22 protein-coding genes are annotated in these 21,069 nt (G+C 68.3%); 16 read left to right on the top strand and 6 right to left on the bottom strand.

The window, feature by feature from the left end:
* The coding region (locus tag FHR96_RS04405) for an FAD-binding protein (protein ID WP_221195687.1) at positions 1–384 on the top strand (384 nt) is incomplete at its 5' end.
* Positions 385–579: 195 nt separating this feature from the next.
* Here FHR96_RS04405 and FHR96_RS04400 read toward each other — a convergent pair.
* Complete coding sequence (locus FHR96_RS04400; RefSeq protein WP_183386440.1) at positions 580–978, bottom strand: hypothetical protein; 399 nt, start codon at positions 976–978, stop codon at positions 580–582.
* A gap of 148 nt (positions 979–1,126) precedes the next feature.
* Between FHR96_RS04400 and FHR96_RS04395 the strand changes: the two genes are divergently transcribed.
* The 6 genes from FHR96_RS04395 to FHR96_RS04370 are packed head-to-tail and all read left to right on the top strand — an operon-like array spanning position 1,127 to position 6,156.
* Positions 1,127–1,915, top strand: coding sequence for a DUF3450 family protein (locus tag FHR96_RS04395; protein WP_183386439.1), 789 nt, complete (start codon positions 1,127–1,129; stop codon positions 1,913–1,915).
* The gene (locus tag FHR96_RS04390; RefSeq protein WP_246392768.1) at positions 1,915–3,315 is read left to right on the top strand and encodes a MotA/TolQ/ExbB proton channel family protein; all 1,401 of its coding nucleotides are present in this window, start codon (positions 1,915–1,917) and stop codon (positions 3,313–3,315) included. The genes FHR96_RS04395 and FHR96_RS04390 overlap by 1 nt, the downstream gene beginning before the upstream one ends.
* Complete coding sequence (locus tag FHR96_RS04385; protein ID WP_183386438.1) at positions 3,296–3,832, top strand: MotA/TolQ/ExbB proton channel family protein; 537 nt, start codon at positions 3,296–3,298, stop codon at positions 3,830–3,832. The genes FHR96_RS04390 and FHR96_RS04385 overlap by 20 nt, the downstream gene beginning before the upstream one ends.
* Complete coding sequence (locus FHR96_RS04380) at positions 3,825–4,232, top strand: ExbD/TolR family protein (RefSeq protein ID WP_183386437.1); 408 nt, start codon at positions 3,825–3,827, stop codon at positions 4,230–4,232. The genes FHR96_RS04385 and FHR96_RS04380 overlap by 8 nt, the downstream gene beginning before the upstream one ends.
* On the top strand, positions 4,232–5,008 hold the full coding sequence (locus FHR96_RS04375) for an energy transducer TonB (protein WP_183386436.1): 777 nt from the start codon (positions 4,232–4,234) through the stop codon (positions 5,006–5,008). The genes FHR96_RS04380 and FHR96_RS04375 overlap by 1 nt, the downstream gene beginning before the upstream one ends.
* The gene (locus tag FHR96_RS04370; protein WP_183386435.1) at positions 5,005–6,156 is read left to right on the top strand and encodes a tetratricopeptide repeat protein; all 1,152 of its coding nucleotides are present in this window, start codon (positions 5,005–5,007) and stop codon (positions 6,154–6,156) included. The genes FHR96_RS04375 and FHR96_RS04370 overlap by 4 nt, the downstream gene beginning before the upstream one ends.
* A gap of 178 nt (positions 6,157–6,334) precedes the next feature.
* Here FHR96_RS04370 and xthA read toward each other — a convergent pair whose 3' ends face one another.
* Together xthA and FHR96_RS04360 are read right to left on the bottom strand one after the other, a co-directional pair.
* Positions 6,335–7,168, bottom strand: coding sequence for an exodeoxyribonuclease III (xthA, locus tag FHR96_RS04365; protein ID WP_183386434.1), 834 nt, complete (start codon positions 7,166–7,168; stop codon positions 6,335–6,337).
* Positions 7,169–7,171: 3 nt separating this feature from the next.
* Positions 7,172–7,408, bottom strand: a complete 237-nt coding sequence (locus FHR96_RS04360; RefSeq protein WP_183386433.1) for a hypothetical protein — start codon at positions 7,406–7,408, stop codon at positions 7,172–7,174.
* 161 nt (positions 7,409–7,569) lie between these two features.
* Between FHR96_RS04360 and rhlB the strand changes: the two genes are divergently transcribed.
* Together rhlB and dinG are read left to right on the top strand one after the other, a co-directional pair.
* Positions 7,570–8,850 (top strand): ATP-dependent RNA helicase RhlB, encoded by a 1,281-nt coding sequence (gene rhlB, locus FHR96_RS04355; protein WP_246392767.1) that lies wholly within the window; start codon positions 7,570–7,572, stop codon positions 8,848–8,850.
* A 241-nt stretch (positions 8,851–9,091) separates the two neighbouring features.
* Positions 9,092–11,224 (top strand): ATP-dependent DNA helicase DinG, encoded by a 2,133-nt coding sequence (gene dinG / locus FHR96_RS04350; protein ID WP_183386431.1) that lies wholly within the window; start codon positions 9,092–9,094, stop codon positions 11,222–11,224.
* 278 nt (positions 11,225–11,502) lie between these two features.
* Here dinG and FHR96_RS04345 read toward each other — a convergent pair whose 3' ends face one another.
* Both FHR96_RS04345 and FHR96_RS04340 read right to left on the bottom strand, forming a co-directional pair.
* The gene (locus FHR96_RS04345; RefSeq protein ID WP_183386430.1) at positions 11,503–12,084 is read right to left on the bottom strand and encodes an SCO family protein; all 582 of its coding nucleotides are present in this window, start codon (positions 12,082–12,084) and stop codon (positions 11,503–11,505) included.
* A gap of 15 nt (positions 12,085–12,099) precedes the next feature.
* Positions 12,100–12,951 (bottom strand): cytochrome c oxidase assembly protein, encoded by an 852-nt coding sequence (locus FHR96_RS04340; protein WP_183386429.1) that lies wholly within the window; start codon positions 12,949–12,951, stop codon positions 12,100–12,102.
* A gap of 165 nt (positions 12,952–13,116) precedes the next feature.
* Between FHR96_RS04340 and FHR96_RS04335 the strand changes: the two genes are divergently transcribed.
* From FHR96_RS04335 to FHR96_RS04325, 3 genes are read left to right on the top strand one after another with little or no spacing between them, the layout of a single operon-like run.
* Positions 13,117–14,010 (top strand): Nmad3 family putative nucleotide modification protein, encoded by an 894-nt coding sequence (locus tag FHR96_RS04335; RefSeq protein WP_183386428.1) that lies wholly within the window; start codon positions 13,117–13,119, stop codon positions 14,008–14,010.
* A complete protein-coding gene (locus FHR96_RS04330; RefSeq protein WP_183386427.1) occupies positions 14,007–14,453 on the top strand; it encodes a GNAT family N-acetyltransferase in 447 nt (148 codons plus the stop codon). Before FHR96_RS04335 ends, FHR96_RS04330 begins: the two co-directional genes overlap by 4 nt.
* Before the next feature lie 58 nt (positions 14,454–14,511).
* On the top strand, positions 14,512–15,267 hold the full coding sequence (locus FHR96_RS04325; RefSeq protein WP_183386426.1) for an alpha/beta hydrolase family protein: 756 nt from the start codon (positions 14,512–14,514) through the stop codon (positions 15,265–15,267).
* 117 nt (positions 15,268–15,384) lie between these two features.
* Here FHR96_RS04325 and FHR96_RS04320 read toward each other — a convergent pair whose 3' ends face one another.
* Complete coding sequence (locus FHR96_RS04320) at positions 15,385–16,464, bottom strand: 3-deoxy-7-phosphoheptulonate synthase (RefSeq protein WP_183386425.1); 1,080 nt, start codon at positions 16,462–16,464, stop codon at positions 15,385–15,387.
* Positions 16,465–16,804: 340 nt separating this feature from the next.
* Between FHR96_RS04320 and rpoE the strand changes: the two genes are divergently transcribed.
* The 4 genes from rpoE (at position 16,805) to FHR96_RS04300 (ending at position 20,912) form a co-directional block, all read left to right on the top strand.
* Positions 16,805–17,410 (top strand): RNA polymerase sigma factor RpoE, encoded by a 606-nt coding sequence (rpoE, locus tag FHR96_RS04315; protein WP_183386424.1) that lies wholly within the window; start codon positions 16,805–16,807, stop codon positions 17,408–17,410.
* A gap of 193 nt (positions 17,411–17,603) precedes the next feature.
* Complete coding sequence (locus FHR96_RS04310) at positions 17,604–18,284, top strand: sigma-E factor negative regulatory protein (protein ID WP_183386423.1); 681 nt, start codon at positions 17,604–17,606, stop codon at positions 18,282–18,284.
* A gap of 41 nt (positions 18,285–18,325) precedes the next feature.
* Complete coding sequence (locus FHR96_RS04305; RefSeq protein WP_246392766.1) at positions 18,326–19,303, top strand: MucB/RseB C-terminal domain-containing protein; 978 nt, start codon at positions 18,326–18,328, stop codon at positions 19,301–19,303.
* 187 nt (positions 19,304–19,490) lie between these two features.
* On the top strand, positions 19,491–20,912 hold the full coding sequence (locus tag FHR96_RS04300) for a DegQ family serine endoprotease (RefSeq protein ID WP_183386421.1): 1,422 nt from the start codon (positions 19,491–19,493) through the stop codon (positions 20,910–20,912).
* The last annotated feature ends 157 nt before the right edge of the window (positions 20,913–21,069 follow it).

Genomic DNA, 21,069 nt, shown 5'->3' with positions numbered 1-21,069 from the left:
CTCGAGCAGAGCGACCGCCCCGAGCTGGGCGCCGCCAAGATCGTCATCTCCGGCGGCCGCGGCATGGGCAGCGGCGAGAACTTCAAGCTGCTCGATGGCATCGCCGACAAGCTTGGCGCGGCGATCGGCGCCTCGCGCGCGGCGGTGGACGCCGGCTTCGTGCCCAACGACATGCAGGTCGGCCAGACCGGCAAGATCGTGGCCCCGGAGCTGTACATCGCGGTGGGCATCTCGGGCGCCATCCAGCACCTGGCGGGGATGAAGGACTCCAAGGTGATCGTCGCCATCAACAAGGACGACGAGGCGCCGATCTTCCAGGTCGCGGACTATGGCCTCGTGGCGGATCTGTTCGAGGCGCTGCCCGAGCTCGAGAGCAAGCTGTAAACCCGAGGATCGGGGATCTTCCCCGCAATGCTCTGATAAGACGCTTTCGATGATCGGTAGCCTCGTGGCGGATCTGTTCGAGGCGCTGCCGACGCTGGAGCGCAAGCGGTGGCGATCGACCGCATGCGGCGGTCAGCGACAACGGGCCGGCCTCGCGGGAGGTCGGCCCGTTGTCGTGTGGGCAAGCGTGCGGCGTCAGTGCCGCAGCCAGCCGCCCAATCGGCGGGCTGCCGCCAGCCATGGCCCCTCGCGTCGTGGGGGAGACGCCAGGAGTGTCGTGGTGTCTTCCAGCGGCGCGATGATGGCGCCGAGGTGCTGCCGGCAGCGCCGGTGATCCAGCGCACCGGGGCACTGGGCCATCAGCAGCCCGCAGTGGTAGAGAGCGTGGTCCAGCGGGCGGTGCAGCTCCGCAAAGGGCACCGCTTCCTCCCGGCAGCGTCGCAGCTCGGCCGACAGCATCTCGACCGTTCGGGTGTCCAGCCAGCAAGGAAGGCCGGGGCGCCGGGCATGCCCATCCACCGATTCCCGCAGGGCCCGGAACGAGACACAGAGGAAGGTGCAGGTGTAGTAGAGCCGAGCACGGCCAGCCGTCATGGCGTTCCATCCCATGAATGAAATAGATTCTCATTCTTTATAAGCGCGGCGGCGGTGTCAATTCTCCTGCGACGCCCGGTAAGGATTGATAACTATTCTTGTTCAGAGTAGGGTGCTCGGAATCTGTATGGACCTTTCGGAGACAAGCGTGTCCTACCCACAACCCTGGCTCCGCCATGCCGTCGCCGGTCTTGCCCTGCTCCTGGCCGGCACGGCAGCGGCCGAGACGACGCTGCGTGACGAGACCCTCGACGCCCAGCGCACCCAGGCCGAGCTTCAGGCGCGCATCGACAACGCCGACGATGCCGTGCGCGACAAGCTGCAGGCCCTGCGCCAGGCGCGCGAGGAGACTCGCCGCCTGAACGGCTACAACGCCGAGCTGGCACCGCTGGTCGAGCGCCAGGCCGACACCTTGGCCGAGCGTGACGAGGCTTTGTCCACGCTGTCAGCGACCCGCGAGGCACTCCCCGCACTGATGCGCGACATGGTCGAGCGCCTGCGCGCCTGGGTGGCGGACGACATGCCCTTCCTGCATGACGAGCGCATGGCGCGAGTGGAGAGCCTCGAGCGCCTGCTGGCCGCCCCCGAGATGAGCCGTGACGAAAAGCTGTCCAGAGTGTTGGCCGCCTGGCGTGCTGAGCTCGACTACGGTCGCGGGATCGACGCCTGGCGCGGTGAGCTGCCCGGCGATTCTCCGCGCGAGGTGGATTTCCTGCGCCTGGGGCGAGTTGGCTGGTATTACCTGACCCCCGATGGTCGCAGAGGTGGCGTATGGAGCGTCGAGCGGGGCGACTGGCAACCGCTCGATGATGCGGCCCGAGCCGAGGTGCGCAAGGGGCTGGCCATTGCGCATGAGCAACGTGCGCCGGCCCTGCTCGAACTGCCCGTGTCTCAAACCGTCTCGAGCGCCGAGACGCCAGCCGGGGAGGGCGCCTGATGAAGATGCCGACGGTAATGTGTGCTGCCCTTGCCGGCCTGTGGCTGGCTAGTGTGCCGCTGCTGGCCCCGGCCCAGCAGGCGACTGCCACCAGTGACGAGGGCGCGCTGGCGACCCTGCGCGCCGAGCGCGAGGCCGCGGAGGCCCGCGACAGTGCGCGCCTGGCCGAGCTGGTCGATGACGAAGCGGCTCTGGATGAGGCGCTGGCCGAGGCGCAGGACGCACTGGCCGCCGCCCGTGAGCGACGCGAATCCCTCGACGCCCGGGAGCAGTCCCAGCGCGAGGCGCTCGATGTCCTGGACGCCCGCCGCCGGGAGCAGGGCGGCGACCTCCAGGCGGTGTTCGACGAGGTGGCCGGCGTCAGCGGCGAGCTGCGCGACGACCTGGCCGACAGCTGGCTGACGCTGGGCGGCCGGGCCGAGCTGCCGCCGCGCCTCGAGGCCGATGGCATCCTCGGCGCCGATCAGGTTGCCGGCCTCGCCGACAGCTTGATGGCGCTGACCCGCGAGACCGCTCGCGTGGTTGACCTCGAAGCGCCGGTGGCCGGTGCCGATGGCGAGGTGAGCGAGCGCTCGGTGCTTCGCGTGGGCGACCTGCTGGCGGCCACCGACGACGGTCAGTTGCTCGAGCGCTCCGGTGACGAAGGGCGCCTGGCGGTGTTGCCCAAGACGCCGAAGGCGATCGCTGACACATTGGCGGCCTTCCGCAACGGCGAGAGTGACACCCTGGCATTCGATCCGGCCGACGGCCAGGTCGTCGCCGCCATGGCGCAGACGCCGAGCCTTTGGGGGCGCTTCCAGCAGGGCGGCGCCGTCGGCTATGTGGTGGTGGCACTGGGTGTCGTCGGCTTGCTGGTGGCGCTGGTGCAATATCTCTATCTGACGCGGGTCACCGTGCGGCTGCGTCGTCAGCTCGGCGATCTCGGCCGGCTGCGCGATGACAATCCGCTGGGACGCGTGCTCAAGCGTTTCCATTCGCTCGGCCCGGGCCACGCGCCCGAGGCGCTGGAGGCTCGCCTCGACGAGGCGCTGCTCGCCGAGCAGCCGAAGCTCGAGCGCGGCCAGGGCCTGGTCAAGATGCTGGCCGCGGTGGCGCCGCTGCTGGGGCTGCTGGGCACCGTGACCGGGATGATCGTGACCTTCCAGTCGATCACCGTGTTCGGTACCGGCGACCCGCAGCTGATGGCCGGCGGCATCAGTCAGGCGCTGGTGACCACGGTGCTGGGCCTGATCACCGCTGTGCCGCTGCTGTTTGCCCAGACGGCGCTGTCCAGTCGCAGCCGGTCGCTGATCGGCACCCTGGAGGGGCGGGCCAGCGCCGTGCTCGCCGACACCCTGGAGGCCGGCCGCGATGCCGCTTCCCCGAACGTGACGCCGCGCCATGCCGATGCCCTGGCTTGAACCGCTGTCGTGGCTGGTCGAGGCCGGTGGTCCGGTGCTGGTGGTCATCATCGGCGTAGCGGTGCTGCTGTTCTCGTTGGGTCTGGAGCGCTGGTGGTTCTTTCGCTTCCACTATCGCCCGGCGCGCCGCTCGCTGGTGGCGCGCTGGGTGGCTCGCGGCGATCACGCCAGCTGGAGCGCCCTGACGCTGCGTGAGGTCTGGGCCCGCGAACTGATCGCCACGCTGCGCGCGCCGCTGCCCTGGCTCAAGCTCTTGGTGGTGATCTGCCCGCTGTTCGGCCTGCTCGGCACGGTGACCGGCATGATCACCGTCTTCGACAGCCTGTCGGTGAGCGAGGTCAACCAGGCCCGCGCCATGGCCGACGGCGTGGCCCGCGCCACCCTGCCGACTCTGAGCGGCATGGCGGTCTCGGTGGTGGGACTGCTGTTCATCGCTCGTCTCGAACACATCATCCGGCGCGAGGATCAGCGGCTGCACGACCGCCTGGCGCGCGCCGCGGAGGACGCCCATGCGTAGACGCCGACTGGCTGCGGCCGGCGAGGAGAGCAGCGAGGTCAATCTGACCCCGATGCTGGACGTGGTCTTCATCATGCTGATCTTCTTCATCGTCACCACCAGCTTCATCAAGGAGAGCGGCGTCGAGATCGAGCGCCCCGAGTCCAGTGCGGCAACGCCGCGGCCGGACGTTCAGGTGCTGGTGGCGATCACCCCCGAGGGTGCGGTGTGGGTCGACGGCGAACCGGTGGACATGCATCGGGTCGGCCCGCGCGTGGCCGGCCTGGTCAGCGACGACGGCTCGGTGGTGATCCAGGCCGACCGGGACGCCACGACCGGGGTGCTGATCGAGGTCATGGATCGCCTGCGCGAGGCCGACATCGATAACGTGGCGGTGGCCGCCCAGCGGAGCGGCGACTGATGCGGATGCCGGTTTCGCTGCTGGCCGGGGCGGCCCTGACCCTGGCGCTGTTCGCGCTGCTGGCGCTGTTGGTGGCGCCTCCCGAGGCCGAGCCCGAGCCTCGCGAGGAGGTCATGATGACCCTGGCCGAGGCGCCGGCCGAGATGGCGCCCGAGCCGGCCACGGCGGCCAGCGCGGCGCCACCGCCGCCGCCCAGTGCCCCGACGCCGCCGCCACAGCCGGCGCCGGCGCCCCAGGTCGACAGCGCCATTTCACTGCCGGAGCCGGAGCTTCCGCCCATGGAGGCCCCGAAGGTGCCGATGGACGAGGCGCTGCCGGAGCTCACCGAGACGCCGCCTGAACCGGCGCCTGAGCCACGGCCCGAACCGAAACCCGAGCCGCAGCCTGAGCCTGAACCGCAGCCGGCTCCCGCACCGACGCCGGCACCGGACCCTGCACCGAGCCAGGCCGCGGCCGGCGCGTCGTCGTCGGCCCCGGCCGCGACTCAGGCGGCGTCCAACGAGCCGGTGGACGTGGGGGCCTCCGCCCAGGCTACGCGTCGCGTGCCGCCCGAGTATCCCTCGCGGGCCCGCCGCCGCGGTCTCGAAGGCCACGTGGTGGTGCAGTTCATCATTCGCCGCGACGGCAGCGTCGAACGCGACAGCATCCAGGTGGTGGAGGCCAGCCCGCAGCGCGTCTTCGATCGCGTCGCTCGCCGCGCCATCGCCGGCTGGCAGTTTGCCGCCGCCGACCATCTCCGGCGGGCCCGCCAGCGCCTGGAGTTCCAGCTGAGATGACGACCATGATGCAGCCCCGCCCACTGTGCCTGCTCGCCTGGCTGCTGGTGGCGTCGCCCGCGCTGGCGGCGCCGACCCTGCCCGGGGGCATCATCGGTGACCTGCAGGACCTCGAGCAGCGTCTCGGGCAGTCGGCATTCGATGCCGTGCGCGAGCGAGCCCTGGGCCAGGCCGAGCGCCTGGCGGGCGGCAATGCCTCCGACCGTTGGGCGCGTGCCCTTTATCTTCAGCTCGCCGCGAGCGCCGAGGTGCGTCTCGAAGACCCGCTGGCCGCTGCCGACCACCTGGCCGAGGCCCGCGGCATCCGTGGCGTGGAGCGCGCTAAGGCGGATCGCTGGCTGCGCCAGGAGGCGGGCCTGCGCCTGCAGGGCGATCAGCCCGAGCGGGCGAAGGCGCTGCTGGGCGACTGGTTTCAGCGTCATGATGGGACCCGCGAGGATCACTGGCTAATGGCCCAACTGCTGGCCGCCGAGTCCGAGTGGGAGGCCGCAGCGCGCTGGGTGAATCGTGCGCTGGAGGCGGATGCCACACCCGGCGAGGCTCGGGCGACGCTAGCTGCTACCGTGCTGCAGCGGGCCGGCGACGAGAGCGGCGCGCTGGCGGTGATCGAGCGGCGCCTGGCTACCGCGAACGGCGATCCCGAGGCTTGGCGCCGGGCCGCGGGGCTGGCCCAGCGGCTGGGTGAGCCGGGACGGGCGGCGGCGATCTGGGAGGCCGGCTGGCGGCGCGGCGTGCTGGCGGGCAGTGATGACCTGCGCCAGCGTATCCGCCTGCATCTGGCCGGCGGCACCCCGGCGCGGGCCGCCGAGCTGTTGACCCGGGCGCTCGAGGAGCAGGCACTGCCGGACGATCTCGAGAATCGACGCCTGCTGGCCAGGGCCTGGCAGGCGGCGCGGGATCATGAGCAGGCGCTTTCCGCCTGGCGTGATGTCGCCGAACGCAGCGGGGCCGGTGACGACTGGCTGCGGCTGGGCGAGCTGGCCTATGGCTGGGGAGAGTGGGGCCTTGCCGGCGAGGCGCTGGCGAAGGCCCAAGCGCTGGGCGAGCTCGAGGCGGAAGCCTGGCTGTCGAACCTGCCGGAGCAGGACGGCGTTGAGGCAACGGACGGGACCGAGGATGAGGCGGTGAATGCCGGGGGCAAGGCGTAGCGAGGGTTTTTTGCCAGGGGTGAGGCGATCCTCGCCGAACGGGCTGGCCATGGATGGCCAGCACCGGTCCTTCAAGCGGAGCAGGATGCGAGAGTGCTGAAGGGCAAAAGTAGCGCCCAGGGAAGGGTTTACAGCGCCTCGCGAAGGCTTGCCGCCGGGCAAGCGTTTCGCGAGATGATTACGCCTCGAATTCGGTCCACACGGGGGCGTGGTCGGACGGCTTCTCCATGCCGCGCAGCTCGTAGTCGATGCCGGCGTCGCGCACCTGGCCGGCCAGCGGCTCGGTCACCAGGATGTAGTCGATGCGCAGGCCGCGCTTCGGATCGCGGTCGAAGCCCTTGGAGCGGTAGTCGAACCAGCTGAAGCGATCGTCAACCTCCGGGTGGCAGAGCCGGTAGCTGTCGGTCAGGCCCCAGGCCTTGATCCCCTCGAGCCACTCGCGCTCGACCGGCTGGAAGCTGGTCTTGCCCTCGCGCAGCCAACGCTTGCGGTTGGACTCGCCGATGCCGATATCGATGTCCTCGGGCGAGATGTTGAAGTCGCCCATGATCGCCAGGCGCTCGTCGGGCGTGTGCTGCTCGTCGAGCAGTCGCGACAGCTGGGCGTAGAACTCGCGCTTGTGGGGAAACTTCACCGGATGCTCGACGTTCTCGCCCTGGGGGAAGTAGCCATTCCATACGGTCAAGGGTTCGCCGCCGTCGATGATGCGCAGGCGCGCGCCGATCAGCCGGCGCTGGGCCTCCTCGCCGTCGTCCGGGAAGCCGCGGTAGACCGCCTCCGGGCCCTCCGGACACTGCTTCCGGCAGATCATCAGCGCCACGCCGTAATGGCCTTTCTGGCCGTGGAAGTGAACGTCGTAGCCCATGGCGTCCACGGCCTCGAGCGGGAACTCGCTGTCCTGGACCTTGGTTTCCTGAAGCCCGATCACCGCCGGGCGATGGGCCGCGATCAGCGCCTCCAGCTGATGGAGGCGGGCGCGGATCCCGTTGATGTTGAATGACACCAGGCGCATCGGTCAGTCGTCCTTGTGTTCGGGCTTGTCGGGATGGATGGCGATCGGCTGGCCGGCCTCCTGGCGGGCCTGCTTGCGCGCGGCCTGCAGCTTGCGCTGCTGGCGCTTCTTCTCGGTATAGCGCCGCGACGAGGTGACCTCGTCGGGGTTCTCGTGGCGCCACTGCTTGTAGTCCTTGCGCCGGCCGGTGCGGATGGTCACCTTGTCGGCGATGGAACGGGTCTTCTTCTTGCGTGTCATGACGCAGCTCCTCTTTCGATGGGCGCCATTCTAGCAGCCGGGAGCTGACCTTCGACAGCGAACGCGCCCTCGACGCCAGAGACTGTTACAATGGCCGTTTGCGTCACGCATCCCTTGCCGATGCACCTCCATCCACGAACATGGACGAGACAGCACAGCCTATGAGCGAGTCGGAACAGACCACAGCACCGGCCCAGACCCAGAACCGCAAGCCCAAGCGCCGCCGCCGCAAGCCGCGCCGCCGCCAGTCGAACTGGGATCTGCGCCAGTTCCAGGTCCCCGCCGTGGCGGGCAAGTGGCGATTCCACGACTTCGATCTGCCGCTGCCGCTGATGCGGGCCATCCATGCTCAGGGCTTCGAGTACTGCACGCCGATCCAGGCCGAGGCGCTGACCCACACCCTGCTCGGCGGGGACGTGGTTGGAAAGGCGCAGACCGGCACCGGCAAGACCGCCGCCTTCTTGATCTCGATCCTGGCCTACTTCCTCGAAGAGGAAGCGCCGGATGGCCAGAAACCCGGTGCGCCCCGGGCGCTGATCGTGGCGCCGACCCGTGAGCTGGCGCTGCAGATCGAGAAGGACGCCAAGGCGCTCGCCCGCTTCACCAACCTCAACGTGGCCAGCGTGGTCGGCGGCATGGACTACCAGAAGCAGCTCGAGGGGCTGGGCAAGACGCTCGATATCCTGGTGGCCACCCCGGGCCGGCTGCTGGACTTCCACCAGAAGCGCGACGTGGACCTGACCCAGGTCGAGGTGCTGGTGCTCGACGAGGCGGACCGCATGCTCTCCATGGGCTTCATCCCCGACGTCAAGCGCATCATCCGCCACACGCCGAAGAAGGAGGAGCGCCAGACCTTCCTGTTCTCGGCGACCTTCACCGACGACATCCTCAACCTGGCGAGCCAGTGGACCCAGTCCCCGGCCCACGTGGAGATCGCGGTCACCGTCGATAACGCCGCCGACATCGACCAGCGCGTCTATCTGGTCAGCGACGAGGACAAGCAGCGCCTGCTGGTCCAGCTGCTGCAGCAGGAGAGCTTCGACCGGGTGATGGTATTCGGCAACCGCCGCGACCTGGTGCGCAAGCTCGACGAGCTGCTCCAGAAGGCCGGCATCAACGCCGCCATGCTCTCCGGGGACGTGCCCCAGAACCAGCGTATTAGCACCCTGGAGCGTTTCCGCGAAGGCGAGATCCAGGTGCTGGTGGCCACCGACGTGGCCGGTCGCGGCATCCACATCGAGGATGTCAGCCACGTCATCAACTACACCCTGCCCGAGGATCCGGAAGACTACGTCCACCGCATCGGGCGTACCGGGCGTGCCGGGGCCAAGGGCGTCTCGATCAGCTTCGTGGGCGAGGAGGATGCCTTCTCGCTGCCGGAGATCGAGCGCTTCATCGACGACAAGCTGCCCTGCGAGCATCCGCCGGAAGGACTGCTTTAAAGAAGGTTGAAGATCGGCGCTGCGCGCCTGGAAGCTCGAAGGCGCGGCTTCGCCGCTTGAAGAAAGACCGCTCGGGCTGCGCCCGAGAAACCACCCGAGTGAGTGGTGCCGAGGACAGGCTGTAGCGGAGGTCCTCTGCCATGGTTGGCAGAGGTGGCGCCCAGGGAAGGGTTCACCGTGCCTCCGCATCGGCCTGTCGCCGGGAAAGCCGCGGTCTCCCCTCAATGATGCAGGTCAGACCATGCTTGACGAGGTCCTCAAGGGCGAGATCCAGGGCGCCTATCGCAAGGTGCTAGACGGTCTCGACCTGACGCCGCGCTACGGCCAGCGGCTGATGATCGCCGAGATCGCCCGCACCCTGGGCGGTATCGAGGCCGACGACGCCGGCCAGCGCACCGGCAACGAGCATGTCTGCGTGCTCGAGGCCGGCACCGGCACCGGCAAGACCCTGGCCTACCTGCTGGCCGCGCTGCCGGTGGCCAAGGCCCGCGGCAAGCGCCTGGTGGTGGCCACTGCCACGGTGGCCCTGCAGGAGCAGGTGTTGCATCAGGATCTGCCGTCCCTCAAGGCCCACAGCGGGCTGGCGTTCGACTACGCCCTGGCCAAGGGGCGCGGGCGCTACGTGTGCGTGGCGCGTCTCGACCAGGCCATGGACGGCGGCGAGGACAATCCCACCCTGTCGCTGTTCGAGCAGGCCCTGGACAGCGGCGGCGATGACTTCCAGCAGCTCGTCCAGTCGCTGGGCGAGGCCTACGGCAACGGGCGCTGGGCCGGCGATCGCGATAGCTGGCCGGAGGGCATCGACGATGCCCACTGGCGCAAGCTCACCGTCGATCATCGCCAGTGCACCAATCGGCGCTGCGGTCATTTCGGCGCCTGCGCCTTCTTCCGCGCCCGGCGTGACCTGGACAGCGCCGACGTGATCGTCGCCAATCATGACCTGGTGCTGGCCGACCTGGCGCTGGGCGGCGGCGTGGTGTTGCCGGACCCGGGCGATTGCATCTACGTCTTCGACGAGGGCCATCACCTGCCGGACAAGGCGCTCAACCACTTTACCCATCGCTTCGCCGTGGGTGGCGCCCTGCGCTGGCTGCGCACCCTGAAAAAGTCGCTCACCGAGCTCAACCAGGCGCTGGCCGTGCAGCCGACCCTGGCGCGCCTGCTGGCCGGGCTACCCCAGGCCATCGACGCAGTGGAGCCGCGGCTCGGCGAGGCGTTTTCCCTGGGACACCAGCTGGCCAGGCGCCCCGAGGGCCTGGCGGACGGCGAGGAGGGCGCCCAGCATCGCTTCGAGATGGGCCGTGTGCCGGAGGCCCTGCGCGATCAGGCCGATGGCCTGGTGACGCTGTTCGCCGAGCTGTCGCGGACCCTGGAGTCGATGGCCGACATCCTGCGCGAGAGCCTGGATCCCGAGAAGTCCACCGGACTGCCCCGCGAACAGGCCGAGCCCTGGCTGCCGCTGGTGGCGCTGCTCCACGGCCGGGCGCTGGAGGCCCATGCCCTGTGGCAGGCCTTCGCCGAGACCGATCCGGAAGGCGAGCCGCCGCGCGCCCGCTGGCTGACGCTGGAACGCTTCGGTGGCGAGCCGGAGCTGACCTTCTCGGCCAGCCCCGTGTCCGCCGCGCACACCCTGGCGAAGTCGCTGTGGGGGCGCTGCTTCGGCGCCGTGGTGACCTCGGCGACCCTCACCGCCCTGGGGCGCTTCGAGCGGCTGCAGGAGCGGGCCGGGCTGGCCAATCGCTATCGCTACCAGAGCCTGCCGAGCCCCTTCGACTACTCGCGGGCGGTGCTCAGCGTGCCCCGGGAGGCGGTGGATCCCGCCGACCGCGAGGGCCATGAGCGCGCCATCGTCGAGTTCGTCGAGGCGCTGGGAAAAGACGAGGCGGTACTGATGCTGTTCTCCTCTCGCGCCCAGCTGCGCGCCGTGGAACGGGCCCTGTCGGAGACGACCCGTGAGCGCGTGCTGGCCCAGGACCGGCTTCCCAAGCGCGAGCTGGTGGAGCGGCATCGCGCCCGGGTCGACAAGGGCGAGGGGAGTATCCTGTTCGGCCTGGCGAGCTTCGCCGAGGGCATCGACCTGCCCGGCGACTACCTGACTCATGTGGTGATCACCCGGCTGCCGTTTGCCGTGCCCGACGACCCGGTGGGGGCGACGCTCGCCGAGTGGATCGAGCGTCAGGGCGGCAACCCCTTCATGCGCATCAGCGTCCCCGACGCCTCCATCAAGCTGGTCCAGGCCTGCGGCCGGCTGATTCGCAAGGAGGCCGACCGCGGCCGCATCACTCTGCTCGACCGCCGCGTGCTCACCCGCCGCTATGGCCGCGCGCTGCTGGATGCGCTGCCACCTTTCGTGCGCGAGATCGACGGCCAGTAAAGGTCGAAAAGTGGCTGTGCTCGGCGATACGGCGTTAAACATGAACTCGTGCGCGAGTCCGATCAAAGTCCTCATTTACGGCTCGTAAACTCCGGCTTTTGACTCGCGACATCCATGTCGCTCGCTCTACGAGCAGCAAAGCTGCCCAAATCGGCAATCCCTACCGATTTGTCGTTGATGCTTGCCTTGCGACCCACAAGGACGTGGGAAGTGCGTTGGCCCGCAGGGAGCGGGCCTAGCCCTAGCCTTCGCTCGCCGACTTTTACACTTTTTTGAGATCATCCTTCCTCGGCGAGCAGCCGCACGAGGTCGTGTCGCACGGCCTCGGGGCCGTCGCTATCGCGGATCAGCAGCCGGGCCTTGCCTTCGCGGTCGAAGGCGAAGATGCCGCTGGCGTGGGAGACCGGATAGTCGCCGTTGTCTCCCTTTTCCCCGTAGCCGTAGGTCACTCGATAGCGCCGAGTGAGGGCGTCGAGCTGCTCCCGGTTACCGGTCAGGCCAACGATGGTCGGCCCGAAGGCATCGGTGTAGGCCGCCAGCCGCCGGGGATCGTCGCGCGCCGGATCGACGGAGACGAACAGCACACGCACGTCCTGCCCGGCCTCGGGTGCGAGGTCGCCGAGGGTGGCGGCGAGCCGGGCGAGGGTGGTGGGGCAGACATCCGGGCAGTGGGTGTAGCCGAAATACAGCAGGGTGATGTCCCCGCGGTAGCGGGTGGCCTCGACGTCCCGGCCTCTCTCGTCGGTCAGCCCGAAGGCCAGTGGCGGCATCAGTCCGGATATGTCCTTGGTCTGCCATTTTTCCTCGCCGCAGCCGGCGAGGAGCGTCAGCGCGAGCATCACCAACGGTGCATATCGCATGGGGCCTCCTGGCGGTCAGCCGATGACATCGCGTGGGGTGCGGGACGGGGGCATACGCTGGCGGCGGGTCTCGTCGCGCCGCAACTGGCGCAGCACGATCAGGGTGCCGATCACGCTCATCATGGTGGCCGGTATCCAGGTGATCAACCCGCCGATCTGCTGGTCGACCAGCGGTGCCAGTGGCCAGGCGCGGCCGCATACCTCGTAGACGTCGAACAGCACCGTCGGGCTGAAGGTGAGATAGGCGCCGAGCAGGATCTGGGGCGGCACCACGGCCAGCAGCAGCAGGATACGGCGGCCGTGGCCGAGTCGCCCCGACGGGGTGAGCACCAGCCACCAGAACAGCACGCCGTCGATGAACATGCTCCAGTTCATGAGCTGATAGAGATCCTGGCTCAACATGGCGTTGAAGTGCACCTCCGGGATCAGCCAGAAATAGATCAGGCCGACGAACAGCAGCGGCGCGACGAGCGGATGCTGCAGCAGATCGACCAGCGGTCGCAGCCGCCGGCTCGGTCTGGCGATACGCATCGGCAGCCCCGCGGCGAGCGCCGCGCCGGGCAGGGCGAGCGCCATCAGGAAGGGGGCGGCATGATGCAGTACCAGGTGCTGCGCCCGGTGGGGGAAGAACATGTACTGCGACAGGTAATCGTAGTGGGTCTGGGTCACGATGTAGACGAGGGCGAGGCCTGCCAGGAAGGCTATCGGGCGTGACCATCCGACCGCCGGATGATGGCGACCGAGCCGCCGGGCGCCACGCATGTAGACGATGGCCGCCGTTAGACAGGCGAGACCCCACAGCGGCGAGAATTCCCAGGGGGCGAGCCAGGTGGTCATGGAGTGAAGCAGGGCCGTCGATTCCGCCATCCGTGGGTCCTCTGGCTTCGGTGAGAGCACCTTATCGCCTCAAGCTAGCCGAGGCCGGCCCAGCCGGCAATCGGGTCGATCGACGCTTTCCGCGACGCTTGAACCCTGGCGGTCGATCCGCCAGGATCCCCGGCACTCGATGAGCGCTATTGGCGAGACGTCACGATGAAACTGATCCTGAGCCGCAAGGGGTTCGATACCTCCGCTGGCGGCGTGCCCAATCCGATCCTCCCCGATGGACGTCTGCTGGCGCTGCCGATTCCCGACGCGCGCTCGGTGATTCCCTACCGGGCGATCACCCAGCAGGGCGAGCCGCTGGGGCCGCTGGTCGCCGATCTGACCCGGGGGCGGGTCTCGCCGGATGCCGGCGCCCACCTGGATCCCGATCTGCACCCCGGACAGCTGCCGCGTGCTCCGGGCTGGCGGCCTTTGTTCGGCCAGATGGCGTCCGCCCAGAGCCACCTGCGCAACCAGGGCGTGGGGCCGGGCGATCTGTTCCTGTTCTTCGGGCTGTTTCGAGATGTCGAGCGCGTCGATGGCCGCTGGCGCTTCGTGCCCGCCTCGCGGCCGCGCCATGTGCTGTGGGGCTGGCTGCAGGTGGGCGAGGCGCTGGCGCTGGGCGAGCGACTGCCGGTGGGCGTCGAGTGGGCGCATGAACATCCTCACTGCCAGCGCCTCGACGCGCCCCGCAACATGCTCTATATCGCCAGTCCACGACTCACGATCGATCGCTACGCTATCGGGCTGCCTGGCGCCGGGATCTTCACGCACTACGCTACGCGGCATTGCCTGACGGCGCCGAATGCCGAGACGGTATCGGCCTGGGAGCTGCCGGCCTGGTTCCAGCCGGGCGAGGGGCGGTCGCCGCTGACCTATCATGCCGATCCCCGGCGCTGGCGGCGGCGCGCCGATCGCGTCGCGCTGCAGGCCGTGGCCCGTGGGCAGGAGTTCGTGCTGGATGGTGAACAGTACCCCGAGGCGATACCCTGGGCGCGGGAGTTGATCGCCGGCGCAGGCGGTGCCGGCCACGACGCTACGGGAGATGAGGAGGCGGGATGACGATTCGCTTTCGGCAAGCGACGAAGGCCGATGCCGAAGCGCTGGCCGGGCTGATGGGACAGCTGGGCTACGCGCATGGCCCCGACGGCGTGAGTGACAATCTCGCGGCGATGGTCGCGCGAGGCGACGCCGTCATCGTCGCCGAAGGCGAGCGGGGCATCGTAGGCTGCGTCTCGGCGATCCTGGACGTGCGCCTGGCGGAGGGACGCTGTGGCGAGATCGTGAGTCTGGTCGTCACGCAAACGAGCCGGGGAGCGGGGCTGGGCGCCGAGCTGGTGGCCGCCGCCGAGGCCTGGCTGCGGCCACGCACCGATCGGATCCGGGTGCGGGCCAACGTCACGCGTGAGGCCGCGCATGCCTTCTACCGTCGGCAGGGCTATCGGCTCGACAAGCGCCAGTGCCTGCTGGTCAAATCGCTCGAGGAGAGGGGCGTCTCGCCATGACGCCGGGCGGCCGTTGGGATGGCCGGCATCCAGGGATACGCAAGGACAGGGAGATGGCATGCTAAATATCGTGCGTCGGCTGTTGCCGGCATTCGGCACTACCTATGGACCCGCTGGAGACGGGCCATTCCCGGGCATATTGATCCTGCATGGCTCCGAGGGCGGCTTTTCCGGCTGGTCGCATCGGCTGGCCGTGCTGTTCGCGGCGCATGGTTTTCTGGCCTATCCCCACGCCTATTCGCGTGGCGGTAATGCCTGGAATGCCGGCGCGATCGAGGAGGTGGCACTGGATCGCACCGCCGAGGCCCTGGCGGCGTTGCGGGAATTTGCCTACTGCTCGGGGCGAGTCGGCTTGTACGGCGTGTCACGAGGCGGCGAGCACGCTCTCTTGCTGGCCTCGCTGATGGCCGAGGAGGGGCGCGCGGGGCAGGCCGATGCGCTGGCCGCGCACGCTTCCGCCGACGTGGTGTGCGGGGCCTTCGATGCGCGATCCTTCCGCGATTCGGGGGACCCTGGCTGGCAAGCCTGGGACGCCGCCTCCCGAGCCTGGACATGGCGGGGAAGCTCCGAACGCCTCAAGCCGACCACTCGCATCGAGATCGAGCGCTACGCCGGCCCCGTCTTGCTGAGCCACGGCGTGGAGGATGCCACCTGGAGCGTCGACATGACCCGGCGCCTGGCGGAGCGCCTCGCTGCCAGAAAGGGCCATGTCGAGACGCATTTCTACGAGGGGGAGGGGCATATGCTGCGTAGCGAGGCGGAAAACCTGCACCACGAGCGGCTGCTGCGGTTCTTCTCTCGCTTCCTGGTCTAGCTTCGTCCATGGCATTCGGGCGCCGCGCGTCAGGGACAATGTACGGTAAGAGCAGTGTCCGGACGAAATGGGCCCGCCATGCGGCGGGCCCATCGATAGCGTGAAGGCTCGAGCGCGTCAGGCGGCGCGGCGCCGCTTGGCCAGCACCGGGGCCAGCTTGGCGTTCATGGTCGTGAAGGCCTGCTCGGTGGCGTCCCAGTCGATGCAGGCGTCGGTGATGGAGACGCCGTAGGCCAGCTGGCTGTGATCCTCGGGGATCTTCTGGTTGCCCCAGCCGATGTTGGACTCGACCATCAGGCCGATGATCGAGCGGTTGCCTTCGAGGATCTGGTTGGTGACGTTCTCCAGCACCAGCGGCTGGAGGCTGGGGTCCTTGTTGGAGTTGGCGTGCGAGCAGTCGATCATGATGTTGGGCGTTACGCCGGCCTTGTGCAGCTCCTGCTCGGCCAGCGCCACGCTGACGCTGTCGTAGTTGGGCTTGCCGTTTCCGCCACGCAGTACCACATGGCCGTAGCGATTGCCGCGGGTGCGGATGATCGCCACCTTGCCGGCCTGGTCGATGCCCAGGAAGTTGTGAGGGTGGGCGACCGATTGCAGGGCGTTGACGGCCACGTCGAGGCTGCCGTCGGTGCCGTTCTTGAACCCCACGGGGCCGGACAGCCCGGAGGCCATCTCGCGGTGAGTCTGGGACTCGGTGGTTCTCGCACCAATCGCCGACCAGCTGATGCAGTCCTGCAGGTACTGGGGCGAGATCGGGTCCAGCGCCTCGGTAGCCAGCGGCAGGCCCAGCTCGGCCAGTTCGACCAGCAGGCGCCGGGCGATGTGCAGGCCTTCCTCGATCTCGAAGGAACCGTTGAGGTGTGGATCGTTGATCAAGCCCTTCCAGCCCACGGTGGTCCGCGGCTTCTCGAAGTAGACGCGCATGACGATATAGAGGCTGTCCTTGACCTCGTCGGCCAGCCGGCGCAGGCGGCGGGCGTAGTCCAGGGCCGCATCGACGTCGTGGATCGAGCAGGGGCCTACCACCATCAGCAGCCGGGAGTCACGGCCGTCGAGAATGTTCTGGATGGTCTGGCGTCCCTCGATCACCGTGCGTTCGGCGTCTTCGGTGAGCGGGATTTCCCGCTTGAGGTCGGCCGGGGTGATGAGGACGTCCTCGGCGAGAACGTTGAGGTTGTTGACCTGTTGCTCGGACATGTTGCTTCGCTACCTGTGTCGTGTCAGCGCTGATTCGGCGTGAGGCCTACTATCGCCCGCGTGCCGGTCAAATTCAATCGATGCGGGAACCCAACGTGGGGCAGGGTTGTCCTAGCGCCGGCGCGGGCACCGGCCCGAGACGGTCTTCGGGCGATGCCAACGGCCGGGTGACGGTGTAGAGGCTTGATGCGCGCCGGTGAAACAGGAACACTTGGGCACCCGCCGATATCGGCGCACGCTCACCCCAGGGTCTAGGTTGATACATATGGAAGCGATACCCGTCTCTACGCGACGTCATTCCGGCGCGTCGCGGCAAGCTCCCGCCACGGGGAGGCGCTGAATGGGCACCCGGGAAACCGACCAGCAACTCGTCGAACGCGCACAGAAGGGGGATACCCGCGCCTTCGACATGCTGGTGAAGAAGTACCAGCACAAGATCATCGGATTGATCGGCCGCTACGTGCACGACCACGCCGAGGTTCAGGACGTGGCGCAGGAAGCCTTCATCAAGGCCTACCGGGCGCTTGGCAAGTTTCGTGCCGAAAGCGCCTTCTACACCTGGATGTATCGCATCGCCATCAATACCGCCAAGAACCACCTGGTCTCCAAGGGGCGGCGTCCCCCGGGCAGCGACCTGGACATCGTCGATGCCGAGGTGGTCGATCACAGCGGCCGCCTGGCCGACATCGAAACGCCCGAGGCGGCCATCGCCCGGGATCAGCTGCAGGCCGCCGTGTTCGAGGCCATCGAGGCGCTGCCCGATGACCTGCGCACGGCGATTACCCTGCGCGAGCTCGACGGCCTGTCCTACGAAGACATTGCCAACATCATGGAGTGCCCAGTGGGCACGGTGCGTTCGCGAATCTTCCGCGCTCGCGAGGCCGTGGATCAACATATCCGGCCGCTGGTCACCACCTCCCGCAACCAGGAAGCGGTGACCGAATGAAGCGAATTTCCACCGTTTTTGCGGATTGGCTGAACTGTCGGGCGCGAGTGACGTCATATGCGGTGACCGATCCGTGCATGGCGGGTCAGGGGCCTCTCGAAATGGCCGACACGACGGGCAATGGGGTCGGGATTCCGGGCTTCCAACAGGATGCAAGGCGGTGGTGCCTTGTCGATTGTGAGGGTGATGAGAAATGAGTCAGAACGCACGGGAATCGCTTTCTGCGCTAATGGACAACGAGGGGGACGAGCTCGAACTGCGGCGCGTCCTCAAGTCGCTGGATGACGAACCCGACGCGGCGGATGCCTGGCGCCGCTATCACTTGATGAGGAGCCTGCTGCGACGCGAGGGCGACGTCGACATGACCACCGACCTCTCGGCCGGCGTCATGGCCAGCCTGCGTGACGAGCCCGCCCCGCTGGGGGCACCCGTCTCGACGACGCGGCGTTCCCTGCCGCTGGGACGCAGCGCCGGCATTGCCGCTGCGGTCTCGCTGATGGTGATCACCGGCGTGCAGTTCTACAACGGCGCCTCTCCGCTCGGTGACAGCGAGGCGCCGGTGGCCAGCACCGCCGCCAATACCGAATCGCTGGGGGCGTCGCCTGGTACTGGTAGCAGTGCGGCGCCATCGTTGGTGGACATGCCGATGTTCCAGGGCTCGAGCGGCGGCAATCAGGGGCTGATGACCGTCGGAGCCGAAGCGCCGACGATGCTCTCGCCCACCCAGCGGCAGTCGCTGCGTATGGATCGCCAGCAGGCGCTGCTTCTGCAATCCTATCTGGATCGTCATGCCGAAGGTGCCGCTGCCACCGGTGGTGATGTCTGGATGCCGCTGCTGCGGGCCTCGGGAAGCGAGTCTCTGGGGCAGCGTTGATGGGGGGGCAGCGGGGTAGGGCTGCGTGCCTGGGGGCCTGGTTGCTGGCCGGAACCGCCCTCGCGGCACCTGCGCTGGCGGACACGGCCCAGCTGGACTCGGGGTCCTCCGACTTCGACTGTACCCAACTGGCCGAGGAGGACGAGCCCGACTCGGCGGTGTCCTGGTACGAACGTAGCCTTTGGGCGGGCCACTGCTATGTCTTCCAGGCCAGGGCCGTGCGCATCGGCAGCGACGGCGTACGCAGCCTGGCCATGTCCCACGAGATTCAAGACGGCGTCGAGCGAGAGGTGGCACGTTTCCTCGACGGACCTGCGGTCGCCTTCGAACGTGAGGGGCGCATCGCACGGTTGGGGGGCATGGCTCCGGGCAAGGCGCCTTCGGCCTCTCCCGAGGCCATCGTCGGGCATCTCGATGGCCTCTATCGTCTTCAGCTCTCCGGGTCGGATCGCATCGCCGGTCGTCATGCAATGCGCCTGGACATCGAGCCCCTCGATGATCAGCGCTATGGCCACCGCCTGTGGCTCGATGCCGCCACCGCCCTGCCGCTCAAGCAGATGCTGCTCGACGAGCGGGGCAGGGTGGTCGAGACCTTCCAGATCACCGAGCTGCGTTCCCCGCAGCTCTACCAGGGCCGTGTCGGCCTGGCACAGGGGCAATATCCTCCCCGTCAGCCCTGGCAGCCTCGTTGGCTACCGGAGGGGTTCGTTGCCCAGCCGGTGAAGACCCATGGTGAGCGTCGTCCGGGCGTCAGGCATCGGGTCTACGGCGATGGCCTGTCGACGCTCAGCCTTTTCGTCGAACCTCTCGAGAATCGCGACCTGCTGATTCCCGGCATCCATCGCCTGGGCGTTTCCCATGCCGCGGTGCTGCACCGTGAACTTGGCGGTCAGCCACGGCAGGTCGTGGCCATGGGCGAACTGCCGCCCCAGGTCCTGCGGCGCGTGGTCGAGTCCGTGGTCTGGGCTCCCGAGGCGCCGACCGAGGCCTCGGCCAGCGATGCGGAAGACGCGCCATGAACGTCGCCGCCGTGGTGTCGTCGCACGGCCAGGCGATAGCGTTGTTTCGACACCTCCGCGCGGCCGGCTTTTGTCGTCGGCGGCCATGGCTCGTGCCGCCGCCTTGCTGAACCTTTTGCCCTCGTCGGGGTAAGGGGTAGGGGCAGATGTCCTTGCCATCCATTGCACCTTGTCACAGGAGTCATTCATGACACGCATGACGCGCACGCTATCCCTCTGGGTGCTGCTGGTCGTGGCGCTGTTTGCCACCCAGTCCGCCATGGCCCGCGAATTGCCGGACTTCACCGAACTGGTGAAGGATGCCGCGCCAGGGGTTGTCAACATCTCCACCTCCCGCGTGGTGGATCGTCGCGATTCGCCCTTCCGCGGCTTCGGTAACCAGGAAATTCCCGAGATCTTTCGCCACTTCTTCGGCGACCAGCTGCCGACGCCGCCTGGAGGAGGGCACGGCCACAGCGAGGAGCGCCAGTCGCTGGGCTCGGGCTTCATCATCAGCGAGGACGGCTACATCATGACCAACGCCCATGTGGTCGATGGTGCCGATCAGATCCTGGTGCGTCTCAACGACCGCCGGGAGCTCGAGGCCGAGCTGGTCGGGGCCGACGAGAAGACCGACGTGGCGGTGCTCAAGGTCGATGCCGACGACCTGCCGACGCTCACGCTGGGCGACTCCGACCAGCTTGAGGTGGGTGAATGGGTGGCGGCCATCGGCTCGCCGTTTGGCTTCGATCACTCGGTGACGTCCGGTATCGTGAGTGCCATCAACCGCACCTTGCCGCGTGATGTCTACGTGCCCTTCATCCAGACCGACGTGGCGATCAACCCGGGCAACTCCGGTGGTCCGCTGTTCAACCTCGATGGCGAAGTGGTGGGCATCAACTCCCAGATCTTTACCCGTAGCGGCGGTTTCATGGGGCTGTCCTTCGCGATTCCCATCAACGTGGCGATGGAAGTCGCCGACCAGCTGCGCGCCAGTGGCTCCGTCGAGCGTGGCTGGCTCGGGGTGATGATCCAGCCGGTGTCCCGTGAGCTGGCCGAGTCCTTCGGCATGGACAACCCCGAAGGCGCGTTGATCGCCGATCTCGATCCTGAAGGGCCGGCGGCCGAGGGTGGTCTCAAGGCCGGTGACATCATCCTCGAGGTCAACGGTAAGGGCGTCGATCGTTCCAGCACCCTGCCGCGTCTGATCGGCCATGTGTCACCCGGTGGTAGCGTGGACCTCACCGTGCTGCGCGACGGTGAGCGCGAGACGCTGAGCGTCGAGGTCGGCAAGTGGCCGGATAGCCAGTCGTCCGGCGGTGACGCCGGTGACGGGCATGCCGCGCCTGCACGACTGGGGGTGGCGGTGCAATCGCTGGACGAATCGCAGCGGCGCAAGCTGGAGCTCGATCACGGCGTTCAGGTGACCGAGGTCGATCCCGACGGCATTGCGGCGGCGGCCGGAATCCGGCCCGGCGATGTCCTGGTCAGCATCGGCCAGCAGCCTGTGGAAAGCCCTGACCAGCTGTCCGAGCTGGTGACCGAGCTGCCGGAGGGTAGCGCGGTGCCGGTGCGGCTCTATCGTGACGGGCGGTCCTACTACGTGGCGCTGCGCCTGGCCAGCGACTGATCGATGCGACCCTCGTCGTGACCAGCGACCCGACGGCCATGCCGTCGGGTCGCTGTATCTGGCCGGCGCATCCCGCTACAATGCCGCCATCTCACTCGACGCACCAGAGACGGCGAACGCCAATATTTGTACACGGGTGCGTACACGAACCGGATCT

The sequence above is a fragment of the Halomonas organivorans genome, from assembly GCF_014192055.1.
Classification (GTDB): Bacteria; Pseudomonadota; Gammaproteobacteria; order Pseudomonadales; family Halomonadaceae; genus Halomonas; species Halomonas organivorans.
This window is presented reverse-complemented; position numbering and strand designations above follow the sequence as displayed.